This is a genomic window from Gracilibacillus sp. YIM 98692 (assembly GCF_010993965.1).
Lineage (GTDB): Bacteria > Bacillota > Bacilli > Bacillales > Amphibacillaceae > Gracilibacillus.
The window spans coordinates 66,589-92,243 of the sequence record NZ_WIXM01000007.1 but is presented as its reverse complement, the minus strand read 5'-3'; the positions used below and the strand labels follow the sequence as shown (position 1 = coordinate 92,243).

Below are 25,655 nucleotides of genomic sequence, written 5' to 3'. Positions count from 1 at the left end.
TAATAAGCTATGATAAATACGAACATATGATTGATTAGCTAGATATATTGGTGAAGAAAAGGGAGTTCATGATATGATTGCATATATTAAGGGGATTGTTGCAGATATAACAGACCAATCGGTTATATTAGAAGCAAACGGTGTTGGATATGAAATCATTTGTCCAAATCCATATCGATTTCAGTCACATATTGGACAAGAAGATAAAGTCTTTACATATCATTATGTACGTGAGGATACACAAATGTTGTATGGATTCCAAAATACAGATGAAAAAGATTTATTTGCTAACATATTAAATGTTTCTGGTATAGGGCCAAAGGGGGCTCTTGCCGTATTAGCTACGACAACTGTTCAAGATTTTGTTGTAGCCATAGAACAAGAAAATGAAAAATTTCTTACTAGCTTTCCAGGGGTAGGAAAAAAAACAGCTAGGCAAATGATATTGGATTTAAAAGGAAAGCTTTCGGCTTCTCAAGATTTATTGACTTCACAAGAAAATCAGGGAGATGCGGAAGAAGAGAGTACAGCCTTACTTGAAGCAATAGAAGCTCTGAAAGCATTAGGGTATTCAAATAAAGAAGTAAACCAGATTAAACCACAACTCAGCGCAGAACATCTAGATGAAACGGATGTATACATAAGAAAAGGGTTGGCATTATTGATGAAATAAAGGAAAGGAGTTCATAAATGGAAGATCGAATTATTTCAGGTGAGGTCCAAGAAGGGGATATGTCTGAAGAATTAAGCTTACGCCCAAAGCTGTTAAAACAATATATAGGCCAGCATAAGGCCAAGGAAAACCTATCTATTTTTATAGAAGCTGCCAAAATGAGAAATGAACCATTGGATCATGTCTTACTTTATGGGCCGCCAGGATTGGGGAAGACGACCATGGCCCAAATTATAGCTAATGAAATGGCAGTACAATTTAAATCAACCTCAGGTCCTGCTATTGAACGGTCAGGCGATCTTGCAGCCATTTTATCCTCATTGGAAGTAGGGGATGTATTATTTATAGATGAGATTCACAGACTACCTAGAGCAGTAGAGGAAATATTATATCCGGCAATGGAAGATTTTTGTTTAGATATTGTGATAGGATCAGGACCTAGTGCGCGATCTGTCCAGTTAGATTTACCTCCTTTTACTTTAGTCGGGGCAACAACCCGAGCTGGTTTGTTATCTGCTCCATTGCGTGATCGATTTGGTGTGTTAAGTCGCCTGGAATTTTATGAAGTGGAAGATCTGCAATCCATAGTGGAAAGAACGGCAGATATTTTTGCAGTAGAAATTGAGCAGACGGCTGCAGTAGAAGTAGCTCGACGCTCACGTGGTACTCCTAGAATTGCAAATCGTTTGTTAAAAAGGGTAAGAGATATCTCACAAGTAAAAGGAGAATATTCTATTTCGATGGAAACAACCCAAAAAGCTTTACACATGTTGCAAGTCGATCAAGAAGGGTTAGACCATATTGATCATAAATTACTGCTAGCTATGATGGACCATTTTCAAGGAGGACCTGTTGGTTTGGATACCATTGCGGCTTCCATTGGCGAAGAATCACAAACAATCGAAGATGTATATGAGCCATTCTTGTTACAGCAAGGCTTTATCCAACGGACGCCGAGGGGAAGGTTAATTACACCTAAAGCTTATACCCATTTTAACCGGGAGGTGCCTCACACTTGACGGATGTAGGGAAAATCTTTATTGTAATAGGGGTTGTTTGTATTATCATCGGTTTATTGTGGGGGTTTATAGGAAAATTGCCAGGTGATATTAGCTTTAAAAAAGGCAATGTGTCCTTTCATTTCCCTATTATGACATCCATTATTGTTAGCATTGTTTTAACGCTTATATTTTATATTATCGGACGCTTTAAATAGAAGGAGTAACATCATGCAAATTGAGGATTTTGACTTTGAATTACCAGAAGAGCTGATTGCCCAAACACCTTTAAAGGAACGAGCAAGTTCACGGTTAATGGTGCTAAACCGAGCAGAACGAACGATTACACATCGTCATTTTTATGATGTTTTGGATTATTTAAGAAAGGGAGACTGTCTTGTTTTAAATGATACCAAAGTATTACCAGCAAGGTTATATGGTGTTAAGGCTGAAACTGGTGCTAAAGTAGAAGTTTTGTTATTATCGCAACTGCAAGAGGATGATTGGGAAGTATTAGTAAAGCCAGCTAAAAAGATTAAACCAGGCACCAAAATATACTTTGGTGAAGGAATGCTCACGGCCACTTGTATAGAAATGAAAGAACATGGCGGAAGAATTCTTCGTTTTGAATATGATGGTATTTTTTATGAAGTATTGGATCAATTAGGCGAAATGCCACTTCCTCCATATATTAAAGAGCAATTAGATGAAAAAGACCGTTATCAAACTGTCTATGCCAAAGAAAAAGGGTCAGCTGCAGCTCCTACAGCAGGGTTGCATTTTACGGAAGAGTTACTTGACCAAATAAAGGATAAAGGAATTGAAATTGCCTTTATTACATTACATGTTGGATTAGGTACATTTCGTCCGGTTAACGTGGAAGATATTACAGAGCATGAAATGCATGCAGAGTTTTACCAGATGACAGAAGAGACAGCAAATCGATTAAATAAAGTAAAACAACAAGGCGGACGGATTATATCAGTTGGTACTACCTCAACTAGAACATTGGAGACGATAGCGAGAGATACTAATGGTGCATTTGAGGCTCGTAATGGCTGGACGGATATCTTTATTTATCCATCATATCAGTTCCGTGCAATTGATGGATTAATAACAAATTTTCATTTGCCGAAATCGACGTTGATTATGCTGGTAAGTGCGTTAGCTGATCGAGATTTTATTTTAGAAGCTTATCAACAAGCGGTAGAGGAACGATATCGTTTCTTTAGTTTTGGGGACGCTATGCTTATCCTATAACAGAAAAGCTTAAATGAAAGGGTTGCAAAAATGACAGCTATAACCTACGAACATATTAAAACCTGTAAGCAAACAGGTGCAAGACTGGGAAAAGTTCACACACCGCATGGATCTTTTGATACCCCAGCTTTTATGCCTGTCGGAACATTAGCGACAGTTAAAACGATGAGTCCGGAAGAATTACAAGAGATGGGTGCAAATATGATATTATCCAATACTTATCACCTCTGGCTTCGTCCGGGATCAGACATTGTAAAGGAAGCTGGCGGCTTACATTCTTTCATGAACTGGAACGGTTCTATATTAACAGATTCAGGTGGTTTTCAAGTATTTAGTCTTAGTGATTTGCGCAATATTGTGGAAGAAGGGGTTCATTTTCGAAACCATTTAAGTGGAGAAAAGCTATTCTTATCTCCAGAAAAAGCGATGCATATTCAAAATGATCTTGGTGCAGATATTATGATGGCATTTGATGAATGTCCGCCATATCCAGCAGAGTACGATTATATGAAAAAATCAGTTGAGAGAACGAGCAGGTGGGCAGAACGTTGCCTCGAAGCACACCAACGTCCAGATGACCAAGGTTTATTTGGTATTGTGCAAGGCGGAGAGTATGAAGACTTGCGTCGTCAAAGTGCTAAAGATTTGATTTCGTTAGATTTCCCTGGTTATGCCATTGGCGGACTGTCTGTTGGGGAGCCTAAAGATGTGATGAATCGTGTTTTAGAATTCACAGCACCAGTACTACCAGAAGATAAGCCCCGTTATTTGATGGGAGTGGGCTCACCAGATTCTTTAATAGATGGAGCCATTCGAGGAATAGATATGTTTGATTGTGTATTGCCTACAAGAATTGCAAGAAATGGGACATGCATGACTTCACAAGGGAGATTAGTAGTACGTAATGCAAAATTTGCCCGTGACTTTTCGCCACTTGATCCTAATTGCGATTGCCATGTTTGTAAAAATTATTCCAGAGCATATTTAAGACATTTGGTTAAATGTAATGAAACATTCGGTTTTAGGCTTACTACTTATCATAATCTATATTTTCTGTTAAAATTAATGGAGCAAGTCCGCGAAGCAATTAAGCAAGACAGACTTGGTGATTTTAAAGAAGCATTCTTTGAACAATATGGTTTTAACCAACCGAATGCCAAAAACTTTTAAGTAAGAAAGGGGGAGTTTTGATGGAGGGAGCATTAGCGACTTTTGCACCATTGATCTTGATGGTCGTGATTTTTTACTTTTTGCTTATTAGACCTCAACAGAAAAAGCAAAAGCAGGTCCGTCAAATGCAATCAGATTTAAAAAAAGGGGACAAGGTCATCACAATTGGTGGTTTGCATGCTACAGTACATGCATTAGATGAAAATGAAATTGTATTACTTGCGAATGATGGGTCAAAACTTACATATGACCGTTCAGCAGTAAGAGAAGTTGTCGAACAAAGCTAATTAGAAGCCATGGCAGTACTATAGCTGTCATGGCTTTTTTACCTTATTAAGAATTTTCACGGTGAATAACCGTCCCGTAAAACCCCACTGATTGAGTTTCACTTTATATCTTGTTACAGATGAAGTGAATTCGACGTAGAGACCACGATTAGGAAGATAGATAAGTGCAACTACGGCTTTGCTATCGCCTAAAGGCTCGGAAATCGCCGAGTTTTCTTTAAATTAGTAGCTCTCCTTTTCTTGACTATCAGACATATTCACTCCGATGATGGCACCAATTATTGCTAATAATAGAAAAGCAGTGTGATGGACGATTTCTACAATAGTAAATGTAGCACCTAATCCAAGGTATTGGTAACAAAACACGAAGAAAGTGAATAATAGACTTGTCAATCCGCCCACTAACATTCCTTTATGCTTCGCTTTTATTCCTGCAATAAATCCACCTGTAAATAATGCTAAAAAACTAATAAGTAACGTGGCCCACTGAAGTGTGAAATCAGCAAGAGATGTAAAACGAAGCAGCAATCCTAAAACAATACTAGCAACAAACATAACGATCAGAATACCAATCCATCCAAATAGTACTCCAACTATTGTTTTCATTCTATTCCCTCCTCTTAAAACCCTTCTCTATATTTATGTATGCACGTCCCTAAAAAATAAGACGCTTTCCTTTTTGAATAGTTTGGACACTTGCGAATATAAATGATATTAAGCTTGTCATATTTTGCGTGAAAGACATAAAGAGAGACTTCCATCAGTGGGGGCTTCATCCCCTTCTTGATGAGTTAGCGATACTTATCAGGGTGCTAGCGTCCGTTACCCCACCACTTATCCTTCTTTCATTTTGGGGCTTACGAACGATTGTCCACCGTGTTAAATAGTGATTTCTATACTGCTCATTTATACAGGGAAGGGGAGCAAAGAATGGCTGTTACAATTGCGATTGCAGTATTTTTAGTAAGTTATATATTTATCATGACTGAAAAAATAAATCGAGCACTAGTGGCTTTATCGGGTGGAATTTTACTTTTGTTAACTGGAGTCTACCAATGGGAAGATGCCGTGCAATCATATATCGATTGGAATACCGTAGCCTTATTGTTTGCTATGATGGTTCTTGTTGCGATTACAAAGAAGACAGGGGTATTTACTTATGTGGCGATATGGTTAGCCAAAACAGTGAAAGGGAAGCCCGTTCCATTGCTGGTGGGTATCGCTATCTTAACAGCTATTGGGTCAGCACTTCTGGATAATGTCACAACTGTGTTATTATTTGTTCCTGTAATCTTAACCTTAACTAATATCTTGAAACTTCCAAGCTTTCCTTATTTATTAACGATTATATTGGCAGCAAATATTGGCGGGACGGCTACCCTTATTGGAGATCCACCTAATATAATGATTGGTCAAGCTGTACCGCATTTAACGTTTGTTTCCTTTGTGCAGCATACAGCTCCGGTAGCCATTTTTTTGTTTATCATGACGATATCATTATTGGTGGTCTTATTTAAAAAACAGTTAAGAAAAGTGGATAAGAAAAACATCCATCGATTGATGGAAATGGAGGAAGAAAGTTATTTAAAGAAATCTCCATTATTATATCAATCTTTATCGATTTTAACCTTAACGATAGTTGGTTTTTTATTGCATCCTGTTTTTCATGTTGATCTAACGATTATCGCATTATGCGGTGCTATCCTTTTATTAATGATAAGTGAAAAAGAGGTTGAAACGGAGACGATTTTTCAACAAGTGGAATGGGTGACATTGTTTTTCTTCATTGGCTTATTTATGCTTGTAGGTGGACTAGAAGAAGTAGGGGTGATTGATGAATTAGCTCGAACCATCATGTGGGTAACGGAAGGAGACATTACCTCAACTTCCTTATTGCTTTTATGGACATCAGGTTTATTTTCGGGTATTGTGGACAATATTCCATTTGTAGCTGCTATGATTCCAGTAATAAAGGAGTTTGAAGCATACGGGATGGCAAATCTTGATCCGTTATGGTGGTCGCTTGCTTTAGGAGCATGTTTAGGAGGAAATGGCACATTAATTGGAGCTTCTGCTAATGTAGTAGTAGCAGGTTTAGCTGAGTCACAAAATAAACGAATCCCCTTTCTCAAATTTATGAAATACGGGATTCCAATAGTCATTCTTTCTTTAATTATTTCCACTATTTATGTTTACTTTCGATACTTATTGCCATTTCAACAGCCTTTTTAAGCATAGTTTCTAAAATGAAGGAAAAACTACTTCTAGTTTCTAACTAGAGGAAGTGAAGCAAGTGTCTTTAGAAGAAGCACTATTATTAGTTGTTCGGACACTTTTTTCCTATGTCATCGTAGTACTAATATTTCGAATGATGGGAAAAAGAGAAATTGGTGAACTCAGCCTGTTAGACATTGTTGTGTATATTATGATTGCAGAAATTGCTGTACTTACCATTGAAGATACGGAATTGTTTTTTGCTTATGGGGTGATCCCCATGGTAGTTCTCCTATTGATTCAACGTTTCACCGCATGGTTATCTTTAAAAAGTGCTTGGTTTCGTACTTGGTTTGAAGGGAAGCCTTCCATTATTATTTCCCAAGGGAAAATTGATGAATACGAAATGAAAAAAAATCGCTTTAACTTTGATGACTTATTACAACAACTTCGTGAAAATGGCACAGAAAGCATTAACGATGTGTCGTATGCGATTTTGGAGCCTTCTGGGAAATTATCGATCATTGAAAATAAGGAACAAAATATGCCGCATAATGATCAGATTAAGGGGCTTGTCTTGCCTTTAATAGTTGATGGGAAAATACAACCAAACGCCTTGAAATCTATTGAGCATGACGAAGATTGGCTGCGTCATGAATTAGACAATAGAGGGTTCCCAAGAGTGGAAGACATTTCCTTTTGTTCGATTGATGTCAATAATCAGTGGTATATTGATAGAAAAAATGAAAAGTAACACGTTATCTCAAGCGAGATAACGTGTTACTTTATTTTCTTTTTAGCTGTTGTAATTCTTCTTTACTTATAAATCGTAAGGAGAATAGGAAAATCATATAGCAAATAAGAAGGATAACCAAAATTAAGATGAAAGAATACATTTGCCCTTCGCTGAAAGAGAAAATCTTGATAAGTAAGATACCTGCCCAATAAGTAAAGCCTATAAGCGTAATCATTTTAAAAACCATTAGAAACGGAATGTAAAATCTTACTCTACGGTATAGCGTGACTAAGTGAAAAATTGTTCCGATCATGACACCAACACACATGGCAATAGCTGCACCATATATACCTATTTGCGGATTGGTGGTTAAACTAATTAAAATAGTAAATTTAATCATCGTCGCAATAATATTATTCCACATCGCTTGTTTGGCAAGGTCAAGTGCCTGAAGTGTAGCATTTAGCGGAAATTGGATATACATAAATAAGAAACATGGTGCCATTAATTTCAAGAAGAGACTTGCATTGTTTGTCCCATACATGGCTGTCAATATAGAATCAGCAAACAAGCTTAATATCACCGTTGCAATAGCTCCAGAAGCGAAAGATAACCGAATCGCTTGATGAATACGATAATGAATTAATTTTTTATGATTGTTCGCTTCTGCTTCGCTTATATTAGGTACCAATGCGACTGCTAAGGAATGGGTAATAAAAGTTGGAAGAAAAAGCAACGGTAATGCATACCCTGTTAAGGCTCCGTATTGTTTAGTAGCAACCGCTGTTTGCACACCGGCTATGGCTAAACTTTGTGAAACTAGTATTGGTTCTAAAAAATTGGAGATCGAACTTACCAACCGGCTTGCGGTACTTGGGATAGCGATAGAGAAGAGCTGGTGCAGTGTTTTTTTGCCTGATTGAATGTAATGAAAGAATTGACTTCTGAGCTTTATTCTCTTCTTTATTTGGAACATATGAAGCATAAATAACAGTGAAACAGCTTCTCCTATGATGACCGCAACCATTGCACCAGCTGCAGCGTATTCTATACCATAAGGTACTAGCCAGCTCACTAATAGTAGTATAAATAGAATGCGGACGATTTGCTCTATTACTTGGGCATAACTTTGCGGTTTCATGTTTTGCCGACCTTGAAAATATCCTCTAATGACCGCTGAGACAGCACTAATCGGAATAATAGGGATAATTGCCATTAAAGGATAATAGACACGCTGGTCTGTTAAAAGGTGGTTGGATATGAATGGTATCAGTAGAAACATGAGAACAGAAGAGATAATGCTAAGACTAATGGTTACTGTCAAGGAAATGACAAGTATTTGCTTTATTTTTTTATGATCATTTTTAGCATCTGCTTCTGCTACTCTTTTTGCGATAGCAATAGGTAGTCCAATTTGAGAGATGGTGTACATTAAGAACAGAGTGGGCAAAGCCATATTGTATAGTCCAATTCCTTCCTCTCCCATTAACCTTGCCACCACTATTCGATTAATAAACCCAAGAAACCTAGTGATCATACCTGCTATAATGAGAATGATAGTACCTTTTAAGAAATTTTGTTTGGTCACTTTTCTCGACCCGCCTTCTCAAATGGAAAATTTTCATATACAATGAAGTATATGCTTGGTGTTCGGACGAGCATGACAATTTTTTGGCTATTATCGGATATTAAAAAAAATGAGAAGGATAAATGCGTTAGGACTAGGATTCATTACATTGTAAAACGACGATAATGAGGGAGTGTGTGTGGTGAGCGTTTGTAAACCTGTTTCTAAGTGGAAGCAAGAAGTGGCAGGCATCTTGGAAAGTAAAGTAGAAGAATTGCAGCTTCTAGACTATTCAAAGGCTACTGTAGATGATGTGTGGAATTGTATAGTGGACAAGGTATGGAAAGGTAATCCAGAAAAAAGGCTCCATGAGGTGGTTCAGGACATATTCCACTTGCATCCTAATATCTATATTAGTTATTTAGCTCAACAATCCTGGCAGGATGATAATTTACAAGAGTCCATTGATGCTTTATTTGGAATGGAAGAAAATTCTCAAAAAAAGTGATGATGAATAAAGCAAAAGCTGTTGATTGAATATTTATCATTTTTTGTAGTAATATGGTTTTGGTGTGAAACTATTGGGGAGGCCTTACATATGGTGAAAAGAGGAAGACTCGTTGCTTTTTTTCTTATTGTATTAGTTTTAGGAGCAACGATTGGAACGACATACTCAGACGTAGCAAACAAAATAAAATTAGGTTTAGATCTACAAGGTGGATTTGAAGTTTTATATGATGTCGAGCCCATTGATGGAGATCAAGAAATAACAACAGATCAATTAGAGGCAACAGCACGTATTTTAGAAGAGCGTGTCAATGCGATTGGAATTAGTGAACCTAGTTTTAATATTGAAGAACCAAATCGAATTCGTGTTCAGCTTGCAGGAGTAGAAGACCAAGATGAAGCACGTGAAATGTTATCCACTACCGCACAGCTTTCTTTTCGAGATGTGAATGACAAAGAGTACCTAGATGGTTCAGATATAAAAGAAGGAAGTGCTAAACAAGACTTTGATCCAGATACGAATCAACCGATTGTTACGTTAAAGTTTAAAGATGCTGATCGTTTTGGTGATGCTACAAAGGAAATTTTTGAAAATCCAGATCTTCCTAATCGAATTGTGATCTGGATGGACTATGAAGAAGGAGATTCTTATCAAGAAGAAGCAGCCAAAACGGATCCAAAATTTATTTCTGCACCTGGTTTTGATCGAGTGTTAAGAACAACTGATATTATGATAGAAGGGCCGGATTTCACGATTGATTCTGCACAAAGGTTAGCAGATATCTTAAACGCTGGTTCTTTACCAGTAAACTTAGAGGAAGAATACTCTACTTCAGTTGGAGCTCAATTTGGACAGCAGGCTTTAGCAAAAACCGTCTTTGCTAGTGTAATTGGCGTTATCCTTATTTTCTTATATATGATTTTTTATTATCGATTCCCAGGGGTTATTGCAGCGATTACTTTAAGTATATACATATATTTAGTATTACTTGTATTCCAATTAATGAACGGTGTTTTAACATTGCCAGGCATAGCGGCATTAGTGCTTGGTGTAGGGATGGCAGTAGATGCCAATATTATTACGTATGAGCGGGTTAAAGAAGAGTTGAAAGAAGGAAAATCGACAAAAGCTTCCTTTAAAGCAGGGAATCAACATTCTTTATCTACCATTTTTGATGCAAACATTACAACAATGATCGCGGCGGCTGTCCTTTTTATCTTTGGTACAAGTTCTGTAAAAGGATTTGCGACATTATTAATGGTGAGCATTGTCTTGAGTTTTGTGACAGCAGTATTCGGTTCTCGACTGTTTTTAGGTTTTTGGGTAAAAAGTAATTTCTTAAATAAACGCCCTAGCTGGTTTGGTGTGAAAGAGGATCAAATCCAGGATATTAACAGTAAAGAAGAGGTCGAACCAACCTTTTTTGGTCGTCAGTTTGATTTTGTTCAACACCGAAAAAAGTTTTTCCGTTTATCGATTGCGTTGATTGCTTTAGGCATTATTTGTTTAGCTTTGTTCCGATTAAATGTCGGAATTGATTTCACAAGTGGATCTCGTGTGGAAGTGTTAGCTGATCAAAGCTTAACAGCAGAAGAAATAGAAGAAGCATATGAGCATTTGGAGCTGACGCCAAGCAGTCCCATTGTTTTATCTGGTGATAACCAAAACATTGCTGTCTCTCGCTTTGACAAAGAGTTATCACAAGAAAAAGTTGCAGAAGTTCGCAGCTATTTTGAAGAACAATATGGAAGTGCACCAACGATAAATACCGTTTCGCCGGTTGTTGGGAAAGAATTAGCAAAAAATGCGGTCATGGCCGTGCTATATGCATCTATTGGGATTATTATTTATGTCACGATTCGATTTGAATTTTATTCTGCACTTACAGCGATATTAGCTCTATTACATGATGCATTCTTTATCATTGCGTTATTTAGTATAACGAGGTTAGAGTTTGACATTACGATTATCGCAGCTATATTGACGATTGTCGGTTACTCGATTAATGATACCATTGTCACCTTTGACCGGATTAGGGAAAATTTGAAGAAGAAAAAACGAATCCGCTCCTTTACGGAACTTGCGGCTGTTATTAACAAAAGTTTAATGCAAACTTTAGCACGTAGTATTAATACGGTCTTAACCGTAATATTTGCGGCATTGATGCTTTTAATATTCGGCGCAACATCCATTACTAATTTTGCTTTTGCGTTAGTTGTCGGATTAATAGCTGGTACGTATTCTTCCCTCTTTATTGCAGCTCAAATTTGGCTTGTATGGAGAGGAAAAACGATCAACGAAAACCCAATCAACTACACAGAAAAGAAATATAACGATGGACCACAAGTCTAATCAAAGAAGCTGCGCATGAAAATGCCAGCTTCTTTAGTATTATCTAAAGTGCTTTCTAAAAAGTTATAATCAATCTCATGGCACAATAGAAAGATACTGCGTAGCAACTATGGGGAAGTTTCCCTGCTGCTCTGCTATAATGAGTCCTTAATCGACGCTGTGGAAACCGTAGTATCTTGGTGGAGCGTATCCCAGCACTTTTGCTCAATTGTGTCGTAAAACAACGAGGAATGAATGAAGATTTGTTTTTTGATAGATGATGCATGCATAGTGCGGTTAATTTAAGGGTAAAGGATTGAAAGACGTAAATTTTGTAAGTGATAAAAGGAGGGAGATATAGGTGAGAGGACAATCATATATTATTTTATCGGTGGTTTTTGCAGTGGTTATTGCGATTTTTGCAGTTATAAATGTCGATCCTGTTGAAGTGAACTATCTTTTTGGTAGTGGTGAAGCTCCACTAATTTTAGTGATATTATTCTCTGTGTTAATGGGGGCAGTAATAACAGCTACAGTTGGAGTATTTCGGCTGATTCAGCTGCAAAGAGAAATTCGTAGATTGAAACAAGAAAGCCAAACAAGAACAGAAATATATGAAGAACCGGATGTGTTGGTTGACAATAGGAGTGATCACTACAATTCGAACGAATTGTTAAAAAATGCCGAGGACAAAAAATAAATTCTGTTTGCTACCCTTGAAACACTTTTGTATAATAAGTGAGTCAGGGGTGAATTTATGTTATCAAGCCAATCTAATTGGACGTTTACATATAATGAAGAGAAAATAGAAGAACTAGCTATGTTGAAGGGTGTAGATCTGCCCGATACTTTAAAAAAATTATTATGGCAAAGAGGGATTCGAACAGAAGAGGAAGCAGAGCAATTTTTGTATCCAAGTTTGGATCAATTATGTGATCCTGCTTCTTTTTCTTCCATTGATCGTGCTATATCAAGAGTAAAGCAAGCAATCGAACAAGGTGAAAGTATCCTGGTTTATGGTGATTATGATGCGGATGGTGTTACCTCCACAGCCGTTATGGTGGAAGCCTTAAGAGAAAGTGGAGCTATGTGTGATTACTATATTCCAAATCGCTTTACAGAAGGGTATGGTCCTAATCAAGAGGCATTCGAAGAAGCTTACCGGCAAGGTTTTCAGCTAATTATAACAGTAGATAATGGCATTGCAGGGATTGACGAAGTTGAATTGGCGCAAAAGCGCGGAATGGATGTGATCATTACCGATCACCATGAAGTACAAGAACAATTACCAGAAGCCTATGCGATTATTCATCCAAAATGTTCGGATGCATACCCTTTTAAAGAACTAGCAGGGGTAGGAGTAGCATTTAAGTTTGCTACCCATTTATTAGGTTATTTTCCGAAACAATTTTTAGATTTAGTTGCAATTGGAACCGTAGCAGACTTAGTACCATTAGTAGATGAAAATAGAATTCTTGTGAAACATGGTCTAAAAACATTGACACAAACAAGCAGAGCAGGGGTTAAAGCTCTGAAAAAGCTTTGTTCTATTGAAGGAACCGTAAGTGAAGAAGATATAGGTTTTCGCATTGCACCTAGATTAAATGCGGTTGGAAGATTACAAGATGCTAACTTAGCAGTGGACCTTTTACTTACACAAGACCCTGAGGAAGCGGAAGAGCTTTCGAATTATGTACAAGATTTAAATACAGAGAGACAAAAAATTGTGGGAGAGATCACACAAGAAGCCATTCATATTTTAGAAGAAAATCAAAACTTAGAAGATCAACATGTATTAGTCGTTGCAAGAGAAGGTTGGAATCAGGGTGTACTAGGAATTGTCGCTTCCAAATTAGTACAAACCTATAGCCGTCCAGCTATCGTATTAACGATTAATCCGGAGACACTTCAAGCAAAAGGGTCAGCCAGAAGTATTGATGCCTTCGACTTGTTTCAAAATTGTATGAAAGTGAAAGAGCTTTTTACACATTTTGGCGGTCATGCCCAAGCTGCTGGTATGACCTTACCAGTTGACCATATAAAAGAACTTCAGCAACAGTTAGAGGATCTGGCTAAAAGTCAGTTAACTTCAGAGGATTTTAAGCCACAATTAAATATAGATTTGAGATTGAATATACAAGATATGGCGTTAGAGCTTGTGAAAAATCTGGAAAGCTTTGCTCCTTTTGGAATGGGGAATCCAAAGCCGCTGTTTCATTTAGAAGGTATACCGACTGAAATACGACAAATTGGTGCAACGAAAAGTCATTTGAAGTTAAAATTTACTTCAAAAGGAGTGCAATTAGACAGCATTGGTTTTGGCTTAGGTGATCAATATGAGCAACTTGCACAACAGACAACTATGGAGGTAGTTGGAGAACTTCAGGTAAACGAATGGAATGGTATTCAAAAGCCGCAACTGTTAATGAAAGATATGGCCGTCAATGACTGGCAATTGTTTGATTTTAGAGGGACTTCCAAGTGGAAAAAACAATTAGATCAACAAGTAAGGCGCAGCTATTATCTTAAATTCCAACAAGATACAGTAGTACCTGGAATAAACCAAATCTTGCAACCTTCAGAACTAATCGATATGAATGAATCTATAGATTCTTTGTATATTTTAGATTTACCACAACAATTAAATGAATTGACACGAGTTTTAGAAAAGATTCAAGTGAAAAGAATTTATGCGTGTTTTCAATTACAGCAAAGCAATTATTTTCAATCAATGCCGACAAGAGAAGAATTTAAGTGGTTATACCAGCTTATTTTAAAGCGAGGATATTTCAACTATAAAAAAGATGCACCGAAACTTTCTGAATTTAAAGGGTGGAAACTAGAAAAAATCAAGTTTATGTTTCAAGTTTTTCATGATTTGAACTTTGTAACAAAGGAATCAGCGAATATTATTCCAAAAAATAATCCTGAGAAGAAAGATTTAACAGAGTCTGCGCTTTATCAAGAAATGTCCGATAGAATGCAGGTAGAAGAAATTTTATATTATTCATCATATCATCAATTAAAAAAATGGATATCTGAGCAAATGGAGAAAACTCAGGTGCCGGAGGAGGAAATGGCTTATGGATTATAAAAAATATATTACGGTTGTAGAAGATTGGCCTAAAGAAGGAGTGCGCTTTAAGGATATAACGACATTAATGGATAATGGTCCTGCATACAAATCAGCAGTAAATGAAATTGTAAAATATGCTGAGGAAAAGCAAATTGATATAGTGGTGGGCCCTGAGGCACGTGGTTTTATTGTTGGTTGCCCTGTATCATATGCACTTGAAGTAGGATTTGCGCCAGTACGTAAGGAAGGAAAGTTACCAAGAGAAGTCATTAAAGTGGACTATGGATTAGAGTATGGTAAAAATGTCTTAACCCTTCATAAGGATGCTATAAAACCAGGGCAGCGTGTTTTAATTACAGATGATTTATTAGCTACAGGTGGAACTATTGAAGCAACGATCAAGTTAGTGGAAGAACTTGGCGGTATTGTGGTAGGTTGTGCTTTCTTAATTGAATTAACTTATTTGAACGGTCGTGACAAGTTGCAAGGTTATGATGTTCTTACATTGATGGACTACTAAGATTGGAAAGAGTACTCTTCGTGTTGAGTGCTCTTTCTTTTACTATGCCCTTGCATTAAGGGTAAGGTCAGACAAGGTATTACAATGACAGCGCTTTATTAAATAAAATGTCGATAAATGATACTGAATATAAGGAAAAATCCATTCATATTTGTTATGATATATAAAACACATTTCTTTCAACTGAAGTGGATAGTCTAATAGTAAAAGGTGATAACATGGCAAAAGATAAAATTTTGGCACCTGAAGAGGTTTTTGAACAAGCGAAAAGTTATTTGAATGACGAGGATATACGTTTCATTAAACGCGCATATGATTTCGCAGAGAAGGCGCATAGCAGACAATTCCGTAAGTCTGGAGAACCGTATATCATCCACCCTGTTCAGGTTGCCGGGATACTAATGGAGTTAAACCTAGATCCCGAAACAATCGCTGGGGGCTTTCTTCATGATGTGGTAGAAGATACATCTGTAACCGTTGATGATCTTTCTGCCTATTTTAATGAAGAAGTTGCGATGCTTGTGGATGGTGTAACAAAACTAGGGAAAATAAAATATATGTCGAAAGAAGAACAGCAAGCAGAAAATCACCGAAAAATGTTTATTGCAATGGCAAAAGACATACGGGTTATTTTAATTAAGCTGGCAGACCGACTTCATAATATGCGAACATTGAAACATTTACCTTCAGAAAAACAAAGGCGAATTTCAAATGAAACATTAGAAATTTTTGCGCCATTAGCACATCGTCTTGGAATATCAGCTATTAAGTGGGAATTAGAAGATACGGCACTTCGTTATTTAAACCCGCAACAATACTACCGCATTGTCCATCTTATGAAGCAGAAACGTGAAGAACGAGAACAATATATTGATGAAGTGATGAATGAGGTCAAAAAACAGCTTGATGATGTGAATATACAAGCAGAGTTTTCTGGCAGACCAAAGCATTTATATAGTATTTATCGGAAAATGATGATCCAGAAAAAACAATTTAACGAAATTTACGACCTTCTTGCTGTCAGAATCATTGTCTCCAGTATTAAGGATTGCTATGCTGTATTAGGCATTATCCATACATGTTGGAAGCCGATGCCTGGTCGTTTTAAAGATTATATTGCAATGCCAAAACCTAACTTATACCAGTCTTTGCACACAACCGTTATAGGGCCTAAAGGAGCCCCGTTAGAAGTACAAATCAGAACAAAAGAAATGCATGAAATCGCCGAATACGGGATTGCAGCACATTGGGCGTATAAGGAAGGTAAAACGGTTCAACCCAATCAGCAATCCAACGAGGATAAGTTAGCATGGTTTAGAGAAATATTGGAATGGCAAAACGATGCACATGATGCAGAAGAGTTTATGGAATCATTAAAAGTCGATTTATTTTCTGACATGGTCTATGTTTTTACACCAAAAGGCGATGTCATAGAATTACCTAGAGGTTCCGTACCAATTGATTTTGCTTATAAAATTCATACAGAAGTTGGGAATCAAACGATAGGTGCTAAAATTAATGGGAAAATGGAGCCATTAGATTATCCATTAAAAAATGGTGATATTGTTGAAGTAATGACTTCTAAGCATTCTTATGGACCGTCACAAGACTGGTTGAAAATGACCCAGACATCTCAAGCTAAAAATAAAATTAAACAATTTTTCAAAAAGCAACGTCGAGAAGAAAATGTCGCAAAAGGTAAAGAGTTAGTTGAGTACGAGATCAAAGCAAATGGATTTGAGCCTCGAGAAATATTATTAAGTGATAATATTCAACTGGCAATGAACAAATTTAATTTTTCAACAGAGGAAGATATGTTTGCCGCTGTTGGCTATCATGGTATTACAGCTTCTCAAATTGTCACAAGGCTGACAGAAAGGATTCGCCAGCAGCAAGAAAAAGATAAAGATATGGAAGAAACCATTGAAGAAGTGAATGCAACACAAACAAAGAAAAAGCGTTCTAAAAGAGACTCTGGTGTTCAAGTAGAAGGCGTCGACAATATGCTTATACGCTTATCAAAATGTTGTAACCCTGTTCCAGGTGATAAAATTGTAGGTTATATCACGAAAGGTCGAGGAGTTTCTGTACATCGAATGGATTGCCCTAATGTAGATACAGATGGTGCTAAGAGTCGTTTGATACATGTGGAATGGGAGAATGAAAAGTCGGAGACGAAACAATACCATGTGGACCTTGAAATATCAGGGTATGACCGAAGAGGTTTATTAAATGACGTATTACAAGTGATCAATGAGATGAAAACAAACATTATTGCAGTAAATGGTCGGTCAGACCGAAATAAAATTGCCATAATAAATGTGACAATTCTCATTCATAATATTAGTCATTTAAGACGAATTGTTGAACGTCTTAAGCAAATCCAAGATGTCTATACAGTAGAACGTACCATTCAATAAAGAAATTGTGAGGTAAGAATAGCAAATGAAGGTAGTATTACAACGAGCAAAAAATGCATCTGTAAAGGTCAATGATCAAATAATCGGCAAGATTAATCATGGATATGTTGCATTAATTGGTGTAACTCATACAGATACAGAAGAAGATATAGAATATATTGTAAACAAAATGATTCATTTACGGGTTTTTGAGGATAATCAAGGAAAAATGAACCTGTCTTTAAAAGATATTGAAGGGAGTATTCTATCTATATCCCAGTTCACGCTGTATGCAGATACACGTAAAGGGAGAAGACCTAATTTCATGCAAGCAGCTAAGCCAGATATAGCAGAAGAATATTATGAAACAGTAAACAGACGTTTAAAGGAAGAAGGAGTTGACGTAGAAACCGGTTCTTTTGGAGAAATGATGGACGTCACTTTTAGCAACGTAGGACCTGTGACAATGATTATCGATTCAGAGGATCGTAAGAAATAAATGAGAAAAGCTTAAATTCATATTAAGTATAAAAGACATCTTGTCGTAAGGTGTCTTTTTTTATAAAATTCATTCGTAATATCCATAAACTGTGCAGTAACTTTGGGGAAGTTTTTCCTCCACTTGTCTCGATGAGCGCGTAATCGGCGCTGCGGAAAAACACTCGCTTTCCGGGGGCAGCACCTCAGCCAGGGGGCTACTTGAAATAACAGCTTTGCTCCCTTGCACCGAGGAAGCTGAAGCGTTGCCCGCGGAAAGCGAAGTATATTTCTGGAGCGGTATTTATGCACTCACCCCATACTATTGCGCAGTTTTGTTCTACTACGAAATTTAGCATGTCAGAAAAATCATGAAGGACTAGGCGGGTTTTGCCTTGTTTTTCTTGACTTTTTTACTTTATCAGAATTCATATCGTGTTACAGATGAAGTGAATTCGACGTAGATACTACGATCAGGAAGATAGATAAGGGCAATTACGTCTCTAACTTAGCGAAAGGTTCGTTAATCGACGAGTTTTCTTTAGTCAGCTCCTCATTCTTTATATAAAAAATATTGGGCTAGCCCGTTTGTGATTCCATTACTTATTTGGTTTAAAAATTCCTCTGTTTGTATTACTTTTTCTTCTTCTTCGTTGGAAATAAACCCAAGCTCTAATAAAAGAGAAGGTTGGTTATTTGTTCTTAAAACTTGTAAATTCTCTTGGTGAATCCGGCGATCATTCAAGTCTGTATGTAATAAGAGTTGAGTTTGTATAAACTCTGCTAGTTTTTGATCACGGTTATGATAAAAATAAGTGCTGATACCAGCAGCCTCTGGAGCTTGACTGGTACTATTATAATGGATGCTTAAAAAGGCATCTGCATCTAACAAGTTAGATATTTCAGAACGTTCGGTTAATAACAAATCTTCATCTTGCTCTCTTGTTAATATTACCTCTGCTCCTCGTAATTCTAAATGGTCTTTTATGTATTCTGCTGTATGCAATGTATAATAGCTTTCATATCCACCACTTACTCCGATAGCCCCTACATCTCGTCCACCATGACCTGGATCAAGTACGATCAGCTTACCAGTAAAATCATATTCCTTATGAAGGCGATGGTCATCCTTTTGTTGTGTATAAATCATAAGCATTAGGGACAATATAAGAAAAACGGATAATGCTACGGTTACAGAACGATTACTTGTACGCAATTAGACAACCCCTTATTTCTAAGGTATAAATTGATGATAACGAACGAATTCGAAAAAATAAAGAAAAAAGGATGAAACCATGCGAAAGGCAAGTAAATCTTTACAACATGAGAAAATGAACTTTAGTCAAACAGTAAATATACACTGCTTTTCTGAGTTGCAATTACAAGAGGAAAAAACGGAGTTAACGCATCCATTTCATATTTCCTTCCCATCAACACAAAAATACAAGAAAAACCTCAAACAAACTTGACAAATGGTGAAAGCAAAGATTATGATAAAAGCAATTCAACTTTACAACATTCATGAATGAAAAGCTAATGAAGGAAAAAGTAGTTGATGTTATCAGTGGGCAAGAGAGAGAATTCCATAGGCTGTAAGAATTCTTCCTATCTGACTCAATGAAAGACATTCTGGAAGCTTTATACTGAAATGAGTAAGTATAAACGTATGCAGGCGTTAACTGTTTAAGTGGAAGTAGTTGTTGTGGAAAGCACTGCTTCAACCAGGGTGGCAACACGGGTAATCTCTCGTCCCTTTTTAGGGGTGGGAGTTTTTTTATGTCACTAAATGAATGTTAGTTTTCATACATAATGAAAAGGGGGATTTTCTAATGAAAGCGCCCAGAGGGACACAAGATTTATTACCAGGCGTAACAGAAAAATGGCAATATGTTGAAGAAAAATTAAAAGACCTGAGCAGACGATATCATTATAAAGAAATCCGGACGCCTATTTTTGAACATACTGAGCTTTTTCAACGAGGTGTTGGGGATACAACGGATATTGTACAGAAGGAAATGTACACCTTTCAAGATAAAGGGGATCGCAGTATTACTTTGCGTCCAGAAGGTACAGCATCGGTTGTTCGTTCATTTGTCCAACATAAACTATATGGTTCTCCCAATCAACCAACTAAGTTATTTTATATTGGTCCAATGTTTCGTTATGAGAGACCACAACAGGGGAGAATGCGACAATTTGTGCAGTTTGGTATTGAGGCTTTAGGAAGTGCTGATCCAGCAATAGATGCAGAAGTAATTGCACTAGCGATGAATGCCTATCGCGATCTAGGTCTTCAATCATTAAAATTAGTCATTAACAGCTTAGGAGATCAAGAAAGCCGTGAAAATCACCGCCAAGCACTGATTGATCATTTCTCACCTGTAAAGGATGAACTTTGTACGGATTGTCAAACAAGATTAGAGCAAAATCCGTTAAGAGTTTTAGACTGTAAAAAAGATCATGATCATCAAGCAATGGCGACAGCTCCATCTATTTTGAATTATTTAAATGAATCATCAAACGAATATTTTGAAAAAGTAAAAGCGTATTTAGAAGCCATGAATATACCTTATGTTGTTGATGAAAATCTAGTGCGTGGTTTAGATTATTATAATCATACAGCTTTTGAAATAATGAGCGATGCAGAAGGATTTGGAGCTATCACTACATTATCTGGAGGTGGAAGATATAATGGTCTTGTCCAAGAGTTAGGCGGACCGGAAACTCCAGGTATAGGTTTTGCATTAAGTATTGAACGTTTACTAATGGCATTAGAAGCAGAAGGAATAGAATTGCCAATTGATGAACGTTTAGACTGTTATGTCGTGGCACTCGGGGATGAGGCGAACTTGAAGGCTTCTGCTATAGTCCATGAATTGCGTGGAGCTGGCATTCAAGTAGATAGAGATTATCAAGGCAAAAAGATGAAAGCTCAATTTAAAGCAGCAGACCGATTGCAAGCTCGTTTGGTCCTTGTATTGGGAGAAGATGAACTAGCAAACAATCAAATTTCAGTAAAGAATATGGAAACTGGTGATCAAGAAACCATGTCACTTGATGATATTACATCTTATATAAAAGAAAAAGTTTAAGGGGGATATATGATAATGAGTAATCGTACAATGTCTGGAACTTTAAGAAGCCAGCATGTGGAACAAGAGGTATTATTAAAAGGCTGGGTGCAGAAACGACGAGATCTGGGAGAAATTATTTTTATAGATTTACGAGATCGAACAGGAGTCGTTCAAGTTGTTTTTAATGCTGAATTATCTAAGAAAGCACTAGAAATAGCTGATAGTGTACGTAGTGAGTATGTAATTGAAGTGAAGGGGAAAGTGGTGAAACGTGACGAAAGCACGGTTAATCCGAAAATTGATACAGGGGACATTGAGGTAATGGCAGAAGATATCACTGTCCTTAATGAAGCGAAAAACCCACCTTTCTCTTTGACAGATGATATTGATATCTCAGAAGATGTTCGATTAAAATATCGCTATTTGGATTTGCGTCGGGAAGCGATGCAAAAAACATTTAAAATTCGTCATCAAACAACTCAAGTGATTCGTCAATTTTTAAATGACGAAGCGTTTTTAGAAATGGAAACACCTATGTTAACAAAAAGTACGCCTGAGGGTGCAAGGGACTATTTAGTACCGAGCCGTGTTCACGAAGGATATTTCTATGCATTGCCTCAATCCCCACAGTTATTTAAGCAATTACTTATGGTTTCAGGTTTTGAGAAGTATTACCAATTTGCTCGCTGCTTCCGTGACGAAGATTTACGTGCAGACCGTCAACCAGAGTTTACACAAATAGATATTGAAACATCGTTTATGACGATGGATGATATTTTATCCATGACAGAACGAATGATGAAAAAAGTTATGACAGAGGTAAAAGGTATAGATATTGCTGTACCATTTAAACGTATGCCTTATGATGAAGCAATGGAACGCTTTGGTTCCGATAAACCAGATGTGCGCTTCGGTATGGAGCTTGTGAACTTATCAGAAACGGTGAAAGACTCTGGTTTTAAAGTGTTTAGACAGGCAATAGAATCTGGCGGGAAAGTAAGTGCTATTAATCTTGTAGGAAAAGCAGATCAGTATTCTCGTAAGGACCTGGATGGGATGACTGACTTTGCTAAGATTTATGGGGCTAAAGGACTTGCTTGGTTAAAAGTAGAGGAAGATTCTTTAACTGGACCAATTGCGAAATTCTTTTCAGAAGAAGAACAATCGCAATTTAGGAAGTTGCTAGATGCAAAAGCAGGGGATATTTTATTCTTCGTAGCCGATAAAAAACAAGTGGTTTATGATACATTAGGTGCATTACGCTTAAAATTAGCGAAAGATCATCAGTTAATTGATGAAAGCAAATTTGAGTTTTTATGGATAACGGATTGGCCGTTGTTAGAGTATGATGAAGAAGAAGGCCGCTATCATGCTGCACACCATCCTTTCACCATGCCTTTTGAATCAGACATCGATAAATTGGATGCCAACCCAGGTGAAGTGCGTGCACAAGCTTATGACCTTGTTTTAAATGGATATGAATTAGGTGGCGGTTCCTTACGTATTTATCAAAAAGAAATGCAAAATCAAATGTTTGAGAAACTAGGTTTTACGAAGGAAGAAGCAGAAGAACAATTTGGTTTCTTACTTGAAGCATTAGAATATGGAGCACCACCACATGGTGGTATTGCATTTGGATTTGATCGTTTTATCATGTTACTAGCAGGACATACGAACTTACGTGATACAATACTGTTCCCTAAGACCGCATCAGCGTCAGATCCGATGACAGATGCTCCTAGTGCAGTTGACCCTAAGCAATTGCAGGAGCTTCATTTAAAGTTAAAATAATGTAAAGAGATTGTAAAATGAATATAAAGATATTCGCTTGAAATCTTTGATACGATATGCTATTATTTAAGTACAATAAATGAAGGCACAATAATCCAATCCTGATGTGTACGTCGGATTACTAATGTTTTGACCGAACACCAATTACATCGGGAGCCTGGAGTTCCTGTGCGGTGTGCATGCCACTTACTTACTTTAGAATGTGGAAGCATGAAGTATGGGACAGGGCACCCACCTGCCAAGAGCGGGATCAAAACTAATCAAATCGACGGCACAATTGGGATTGGATTTTTCTAATTCTACATATGTGATACTTTAACTCCACGGATTTTCACCGTGGAGTTTTATTTGTAAATGTAATAGATTAAAACAACAGGTAGACTATTTAGCTACTTGCTCTAAATTACCGTTTTTATCCATACGGAATCTAGGAGTTGGTCTTGGTTGTTCTTCATCGAATACCACCATTTTCCTTGCTCTCTCGACGATTTGCATGAATGCTTGATAGTCTTCCTTCATCATGGATAGCTCCTGTTCAAGCTCTTTCACTTTCTTCTGTTGTTGATCAAGCGCTTGTTGTAGTTCTTTGTTCTCAGCAACTAGTCTTTCCTGATTATGCATCGAATGTTGCGCTTGAACCTGCTCTTCTTTCATAGACTGTAAACATTGAATAACTTGATCGAGATTATCCATTTCTGGAGAAGCTTCTTGTGGAATGGGCTTCGTTTCCTTTTGACGATTAAAGATCGGGAATGATTCTTGTTCATCAATGATCTCTTCTACTGGAGACTCAGGAGTTGATTGACTCTCTAAAGTCGATAGTAGGTTAGCAGAAGATTTTTCTTGTCTTTGATGTGCTATTGCACGCTTTCTATCTTTGCGTTGTTTTTTCGCTAGTTGCACAGCTTGCTCGTAACTTTGGCGCACCTCTGCATTCCAGCGAAAGCCACATGCAGCAGAAGTTCGGTTTAATTTGTCTCCAACTTCATCAAATGCTTTTAGTTGTGTGCTACCTTCTCTAATATGTCGTAAAACGGTTTCTGCTAATAAAAGGTCATCTTCATGTGACCAAGCATCTTGGCGTACTTTTGCCATGGCTTTTCACTCCTTGTGATTCTGGTATATTTTTCATTTTTTCTAGAAGATATTTATCACTATTGTTTAATAGATTGGTAAAAAATGCGTGAGTCTAGTTTCTATTGTGACCAGAATCGAGTGATTTAAACCTTATTTGTTCATATTTTCATGAATTTGTTTAAGCCCCTTTTCAAATTTACCTGTTTCTTTTGGATAATAGTATTGCTTATGTTTTAATTTATCAGGCAAATACTGCTGTTTCACCCAACCGCTCTCATAAGCATGAGGATATTTATAATCTATACCTCTTCCTAACTTTTCTGCCCCTTTATAATGTGCATCCTTTAAATGAATAGGGATGTCACCAGTATCTCCACTTCGTATATCGTTTAATGCTGCGTCTAGTGCTGTATAAGCACTGTTTGATTTTGGTGATAGACATAATTCTACAATTGTTACAGCTAGTGGAATTCTTGCTTCAGGTAAGCCAACTCGCTCTGCAGTTTCTACTGCGGCGAGCGCTCGAGGGCCTGCTTGTGGATTTGCTAATCCAATGTCCTCATAAGCACATACTAGCATTCTTCTCGTAATGCTATCGAGATCACCAGCTTCAATTAGTCTAGCTAAATAGTGCAAAGCTGCATCAACATCGCTTCCACGAATAGATTTTTGAAAAGCGGATAAAACATCATAATGCGCATCTCCATCCTTATCGTGGGAAAAGCTTTTCTTTTGCATACAAGCTTCTGCTTGATGTAAGTCAATCAAGATGATTCCATCATCTTGTTTAGGTGTGGAGTACGCAGCGAGCTCTATACCATTAAGGGCAGCTCTTAGGTCACCATTTGCTGCATTAGCGAAATGCTCCTTTGCTTTAGGGTCAATCATCAGATCTAATTCTCCCAATCCATTTTCCTTATCACCTGTTGCTCTGTCTATTGCTTCAAGTATATCTTGCTTTTCTAAACGATGAAGTTCAAAAATATGTGTACGACTGCGGATAGCTGGATTGATCGAATGATATGGATTACTAGTTGTGCATCCAATTAAAGTAATAAGATTTGATTCTACATGAGGGAGTAAGTAATCTTGTTTAGCCTTGTCTAATCGATGCACTTCATCTAATATAACGACAAGTTCACCAGTCATTTTTGCTTCTTCCACAGCAATTTCCATGTCTTTTTTCTTATCAATGGCAGCATTTAGCAGCTTATATCGGATGCCAAGACTGTTCGCAATACCGATAGCCATGGAGGTTTTCCCTGTTCCAGGTGGACCATATAATACCATGGAATGTAAACGTTCTGCTTCTACCATCCTTCTAATCATTTTTCCTTGACCAACTAAATGGGTTTGGCCAATGACATCATCTATATGTTTTGGTCTCATTCGAAATGCAAGTGGTTGATTTGCCATATAGGACATCCTTTCTTCTTTCTATGTAAAACAATCAACTTGACAATTTTTCTTCCCTTTTTTAATATAGGCAAGTATGTT

The 25,655-nt window shown here is 37.2% G+C and carries 22 protein-coding genes, 1 other RNA gene and 1 other annotated feature; of the genes, 18 read left to right on the top strand and 5 right to left on the bottom strand.

What is annotated here, in order from left to right; genetic code table 11:
- Nucleotides 1-73 precede the first annotated feature (73 nt).
- From ruvA to yajC, 6 genes are read left to right on the top strand one after another with little or no spacing between them, the layout of a single operon-like run.
- Nucleotides 74-673 (top strand): Holliday junction branch migration protein RuvA, encoded by a 600-nt coding sequence (gene ruvA / locus GHD00_RS09230; protein ID WP_163537873.1) that lies wholly within the window; start codon nucleotides 74-76, stop codon nucleotides 671-673.
- A 17-nt stretch (nucleotides 674-690) separates the two neighbouring features.
- Nucleotides 691-1,692: a Holliday junction branch migration DNA helicase RuvB gene (gene ruvB / locus GHD00_RS09225; RefSeq protein WP_163537872.1), complete on the top strand. Its 1,002-nt coding sequence runs from the start codon at nucleotides 691-693 to the stop codon at nucleotides 1,690-1,692.
- Complete coding sequence (locus GHD00_RS09220) at nucleotides 1,689-1,889, top strand: DUF2905 domain-containing protein (RefSeq protein ID WP_163537871.1); 201 nt, start codon at nucleotides 1,689-1,691, stop codon at nucleotides 1,887-1,889. Before ruvB ends, GHD00_RS09220 begins: the two co-directional genes overlap by 4 nt.
- Nucleotides 1,890-1,902: 13 nt before the next feature.
- Nucleotides 1,903-2,931, top strand: a complete 1,029-nt coding sequence (gene queA / locus GHD00_RS09215) for a tRNA preQ1(34) S-adenosylmethionine ribosyltransferase-isomerase QueA (RefSeq protein WP_163537870.1) — start codon at nucleotides 1,903-1,905, stop codon at nucleotides 2,929-2,931.
- 30 nt (nucleotides 2,932-2,961) lie between these two features.
- Complete coding sequence (gene tgt, locus GHD00_RS09210) at nucleotides 2,962-4,101, top strand: tRNA guanosine(34) transglycosylase Tgt (RefSeq protein WP_163537869.1); 1,140 nt, start codon at nucleotides 2,962-2,964, stop codon at nucleotides 4,099-4,101.
- Nucleotides 4,102-4,121: 20 nt separating this feature from the next.
- The gene (gene yajC, locus GHD00_RS09205) at nucleotides 4,122-4,388 is read left to right on the top strand and encodes a preprotein translocase subunit YajC (protein WP_163537868.1); all 267 of its coding nucleotides are present in this window, start codon (nucleotides 4,122-4,124) and stop codon (nucleotides 4,386-4,388) included.
- A 222-nt stretch (nucleotides 4,389-4,610) separates the two neighbouring features.
- Here yajC and GHD00_RS09200 read toward each other — a convergent pair whose 3' ends face one another.
- Nucleotides 4,611-4,994, bottom strand: a complete 384-nt coding sequence (locus GHD00_RS09200; protein ID WP_163537867.1) for a TIGR04086 family membrane protein — start codon at nucleotides 4,992-4,994, stop codon at nucleotides 4,611-4,613.
- Nucleotides 4,995-5,318: 324 nt separating this feature from the next.
- Between GHD00_RS09200 and GHD00_RS09195 the strand changes: the two genes are divergently transcribed.
- Nucleotides 5,319-6,620 (top strand): ArsB/NhaD family transporter, encoded by a 1,302-nt coding sequence (locus GHD00_RS09195; protein WP_163537866.1) that lies wholly within the window; start codon nucleotides 5,319-5,321, stop codon nucleotides 6,618-6,620.
- A gap of 61 nt (nucleotides 6,621-6,681) precedes the next feature.
- Nucleotides 6,682-7,356: a DUF421 domain-containing protein gene (locus tag GHD00_RS09190; RefSeq protein WP_205600734.1), complete on the top strand. Its 675-nt coding sequence runs from the start codon at nucleotides 6,682-6,684 to the stop codon at nucleotides 7,354-7,356.
- A gap of 31 nt (nucleotides 7,357-7,387) precedes the next feature.
- On the opposite strand, the gene spoVB is transcribed toward GHD00_RS09190, so the two are convergent.
- Nucleotides 7,388-8,926, bottom strand: coding sequence for a stage V sporulation protein B (gene spoVB, locus GHD00_RS09185; protein ID WP_163537865.1), 1,539 nt, complete (start codon nucleotides 8,924-8,926; stop codon nucleotides 7,388-7,390).
- 181 nt (nucleotides 8,927-9,107) lie between these two features.
- Here spoVB and GHD00_RS09180 point away from each other — a divergent pair, with 181 nt between their 5' ends.
- The 7 genes from GHD00_RS09180 (at nucleotide 9,108) to dtd (ending at nucleotide 18,238) form a co-directional block, all read left to right on the top strand.
- Nucleotides 9,108-9,413, top strand: coding sequence for a post-transcriptional regulator (locus GHD00_RS09180; protein ID WP_163537864.1), 306 nt, complete (start codon nucleotides 9,108-9,110; stop codon nucleotides 9,411-9,413).
- Nucleotides 9,414-9,503: 90 nt separating this feature from the next.
- A complete protein-coding gene (secDF, locus tag GHD00_RS09175) occupies nucleotides 9,504-11,765 on the top strand; it encodes a protein translocase subunit SecDF (RefSeq protein WP_163537863.1) in 2,262 nt (753 codons plus the stop codon).
- A gap of 340 nt (nucleotides 11,766-12,105) precedes the next feature.
- Nucleotides 12,106-12,444, top strand: coding sequence for a LapA family protein (locus tag GHD00_RS09170; RefSeq protein WP_163537862.1), 339 nt, complete (start codon nucleotides 12,106-12,108; stop codon nucleotides 12,442-12,444).
- Between the two features lie 57 nt (nucleotides 12,445-12,501).
- On the top strand, nucleotides 12,502-14,838 hold the full coding sequence (gene recJ, locus GHD00_RS09165) for a single-stranded-DNA-specific exonuclease RecJ (RefSeq protein ID WP_163537861.1): 2,337 nt from the start codon (nucleotides 12,502-12,504) through the stop codon (nucleotides 14,836-14,838).
- Entirely contained in the window at nucleotides 14,828-15,340 is a 513-nt protein-coding gene (locus GHD00_RS09160; RefSeq protein ID WP_163537860.1) for an adenine phosphoribosyltransferase, read from the top strand. The genes recJ and GHD00_RS09160 overlap by 11 nt, the downstream gene beginning before the upstream one ends.
- 218 nt (nucleotides 15,341-15,558) lie before the next feature.
- Complete coding sequence (locus tag GHD00_RS09155; protein WP_163537859.1) at nucleotides 15,559-17,760, top strand: RelA/SpoT family protein; 2,202 nt, start codon at nucleotides 15,559-15,561, stop codon at nucleotides 17,758-17,760.
- A 25-nt stretch (nucleotides 17,761-17,785) separates the two neighbouring features.
- Nucleotides 17,786-18,238 (top strand): D-aminoacyl-tRNA deacylase, encoded by a 453-nt coding sequence (dtd, locus tag GHD00_RS09150; RefSeq protein ID WP_163537858.1) that lies wholly within the window; start codon nucleotides 17,786-17,788, stop codon nucleotides 18,236-18,238.
- A 531-nt stretch (nucleotides 18,239-18,769) separates the two neighbouring features.
- On the opposite strand, the gene GHD00_RS09145 is transcribed toward dtd, so the two are convergent.
- A complete protein-coding gene (locus GHD00_RS09145; RefSeq protein WP_163537857.1) occupies nucleotides 18,770-19,432 on the bottom strand; it encodes an N-acetylmuramoyl-L-alanine amidase family protein in 663 nt (220 codons plus the stop codon).
- A gap of 311 nt (nucleotides 19,433-19,743) precedes the next feature.
- Nucleotides 19,744-19,973: a binding site (T-box leader), on the top strand.
- A 72-nt stretch (nucleotides 19,974-20,045) separates the two neighbouring features.
- Here GHD00_RS09145 and hisS point away from each other — a divergent pair.
- The 3 genes from hisS (at nucleotide 20,046) to ssrS (ending at nucleotide 23,369) form a co-directional block, all read left to right on the top strand.
- Nucleotides 20,046-21,308, top strand: a complete 1,263-nt coding sequence (gene hisS / locus GHD00_RS09140) for a histidine--tRNA ligase (RefSeq protein ID WP_163537856.1) — start codon at nucleotides 20,046-20,048, stop codon at nucleotides 21,306-21,308.
- Nucleotides 21,309-21,323: 15 nt separating this feature from the next.
- The gene (gene aspS, locus GHD00_RS09135; RefSeq protein WP_163537855.1) at nucleotides 21,324-23,081 is read left to right on the top strand and encodes an aspartate--tRNA ligase; all 1,758 of its coding nucleotides are present in this window, start codon (nucleotides 21,324-21,326) and stop codon (nucleotides 23,079-23,081) included.
- A gap of 95 nt (nucleotides 23,082-23,176) precedes the next feature.
- A non-coding RNA gene (gene ssrS, locus GHD00_RS09130) (6S RNA) lies at nucleotides 23,177-23,369 on the top strand.
- A gap of 93 nt (nucleotides 23,370-23,462) precedes the next feature.
- On the opposite strand, the gene GHD00_RS09125 is transcribed toward ssrS, so the two are convergent.
- Nucleotides 23,463-24,176, bottom strand: a complete 714-nt coding sequence (locus tag GHD00_RS09125; RefSeq protein WP_163537854.1) for an RsfA family transcriptional regulator — start codon at nucleotides 24,174-24,176, stop codon at nucleotides 23,463-23,465.
- Nucleotides 24,177-24,308: 132 nt separating this feature from the next.
- The gene (locus GHD00_RS09120; RefSeq protein WP_163537853.1) at nucleotides 24,309-25,574 is read right to left on the bottom strand and encodes a replication-associated recombination protein A; all 1,266 of its coding nucleotides are present in this window, start codon (nucleotides 25,572-25,574) and stop codon (nucleotides 24,309-24,311) included.
- Between the last annotated feature and the right edge of the window lie 81 nt (nucleotides 25,575-25,655).

What these genes read in the sequence shown, in the direction of transcription:
- ruvA (WP_163537873.1), top strand. Translation starts at nt 74, where the DNA reads ATGATTGCATATATTAAGGGGATTGTTGCAGATATAACAGACCAATCG.
- aspS (WP_163537855.1), top strand. Translation starts at nt 21,324, where the DNA reads ATGAGTAATCGTACAATGTCTGGAACTTTAAGAAGCCAGCATGTGGAA.
- hisS (WP_163537856.1), top strand. Translation starts at nt 20,046, where the DNA reads ATGAAAGCGCCCAGAGGGACACAAGATTTATTACCAGGCGTAACAGAA.
- GHD00_RS09155 (WP_163537859.1), top strand. Translation starts at nt 15,559, where the DNA reads ATGGCAAAAGATAAAATTTTGGCACCTGAAGAGGTTTTTGAACAAGCG.
- GHD00_RS09195 (WP_163537866.1), top strand. Translation starts at nt 5,319, where the DNA reads ATGGCTGTTACAATTGCGATTGCAGTATTTTTAGTAAGTTATATATTT.
- queA (WP_163537870.1), top strand. Translation starts at nt 1,903, where the DNA reads ATGCAAATTGAGGATTTTGACTTTGAATTACCAGAAGAGCTGATTGCC.
- GHD00_RS09160 (WP_163537860.1), top strand. Translation starts at nt 14,828, where the DNA reads ATGGATTATAAAAAATATATTACGGTTGTAGAAGATTGGCCTAAAGAA.
- yajC (WP_163537868.1), top strand. Translation starts at nt 4,122, where the DNA reads ATGGAGGGAGCATTAGCGACTTTTGCACCATTGATCTTGATGGTCGTG.
- GHD00_RS09125 (WP_163537854.1), bottom strand. Translation starts at nt 24,176, where the DNA reads ATGGCAAAAGTACGCCAAGATGCTTGGTCACATGAAGATGACCTTTTA.
- GHD00_RS09120 (WP_163537853.1), bottom strand. Translation starts at nt 25,574, where the DNA reads ATGGCAAATCAACCACTTGCATTTCGAATGAGACCAAAACATATAGAT.
- ruvB (WP_163537872.1), top strand. Translation starts at nt 691, where the DNA reads ATGGAAGATCGAATTATTTCAGGTGAGGTCCAAGAAGGGGATATGTCT.
- secDF (WP_163537863.1), top strand. Translation starts at nt 9,504, where the DNA reads ATGGTGAAAAGAGGAAGACTCGTTGCTTTTTTTCTTATTGTATTAGTT.
- GHD00_RS09200 (WP_163537867.1), bottom strand. Translation starts at nt 4,994, where the DNA reads ATGAAAACAATAGTTGGAGTACTATTTGGATGGATTGGTATTCTGATC.
- tgt (WP_163537869.1), top strand. Translation starts at nt 2,962, where the DNA reads ATGACAGCTATAACCTACGAACATATTAAAACCTGTAAGCAAACAGGT.
- recJ (WP_163537861.1), top strand. Translation starts at nt 12,502, where the DNA reads ATGTTATCAAGCCAATCTAATTGGACGTTTACATATAATGAAGAGAAA.
- dtd (WP_163537858.1), top strand. Translation starts at nt 17,786, where the DNA reads ATGAAGGTAGTATTACAACGAGCAAAAAATGCATCTGTAAAGGTCAAT.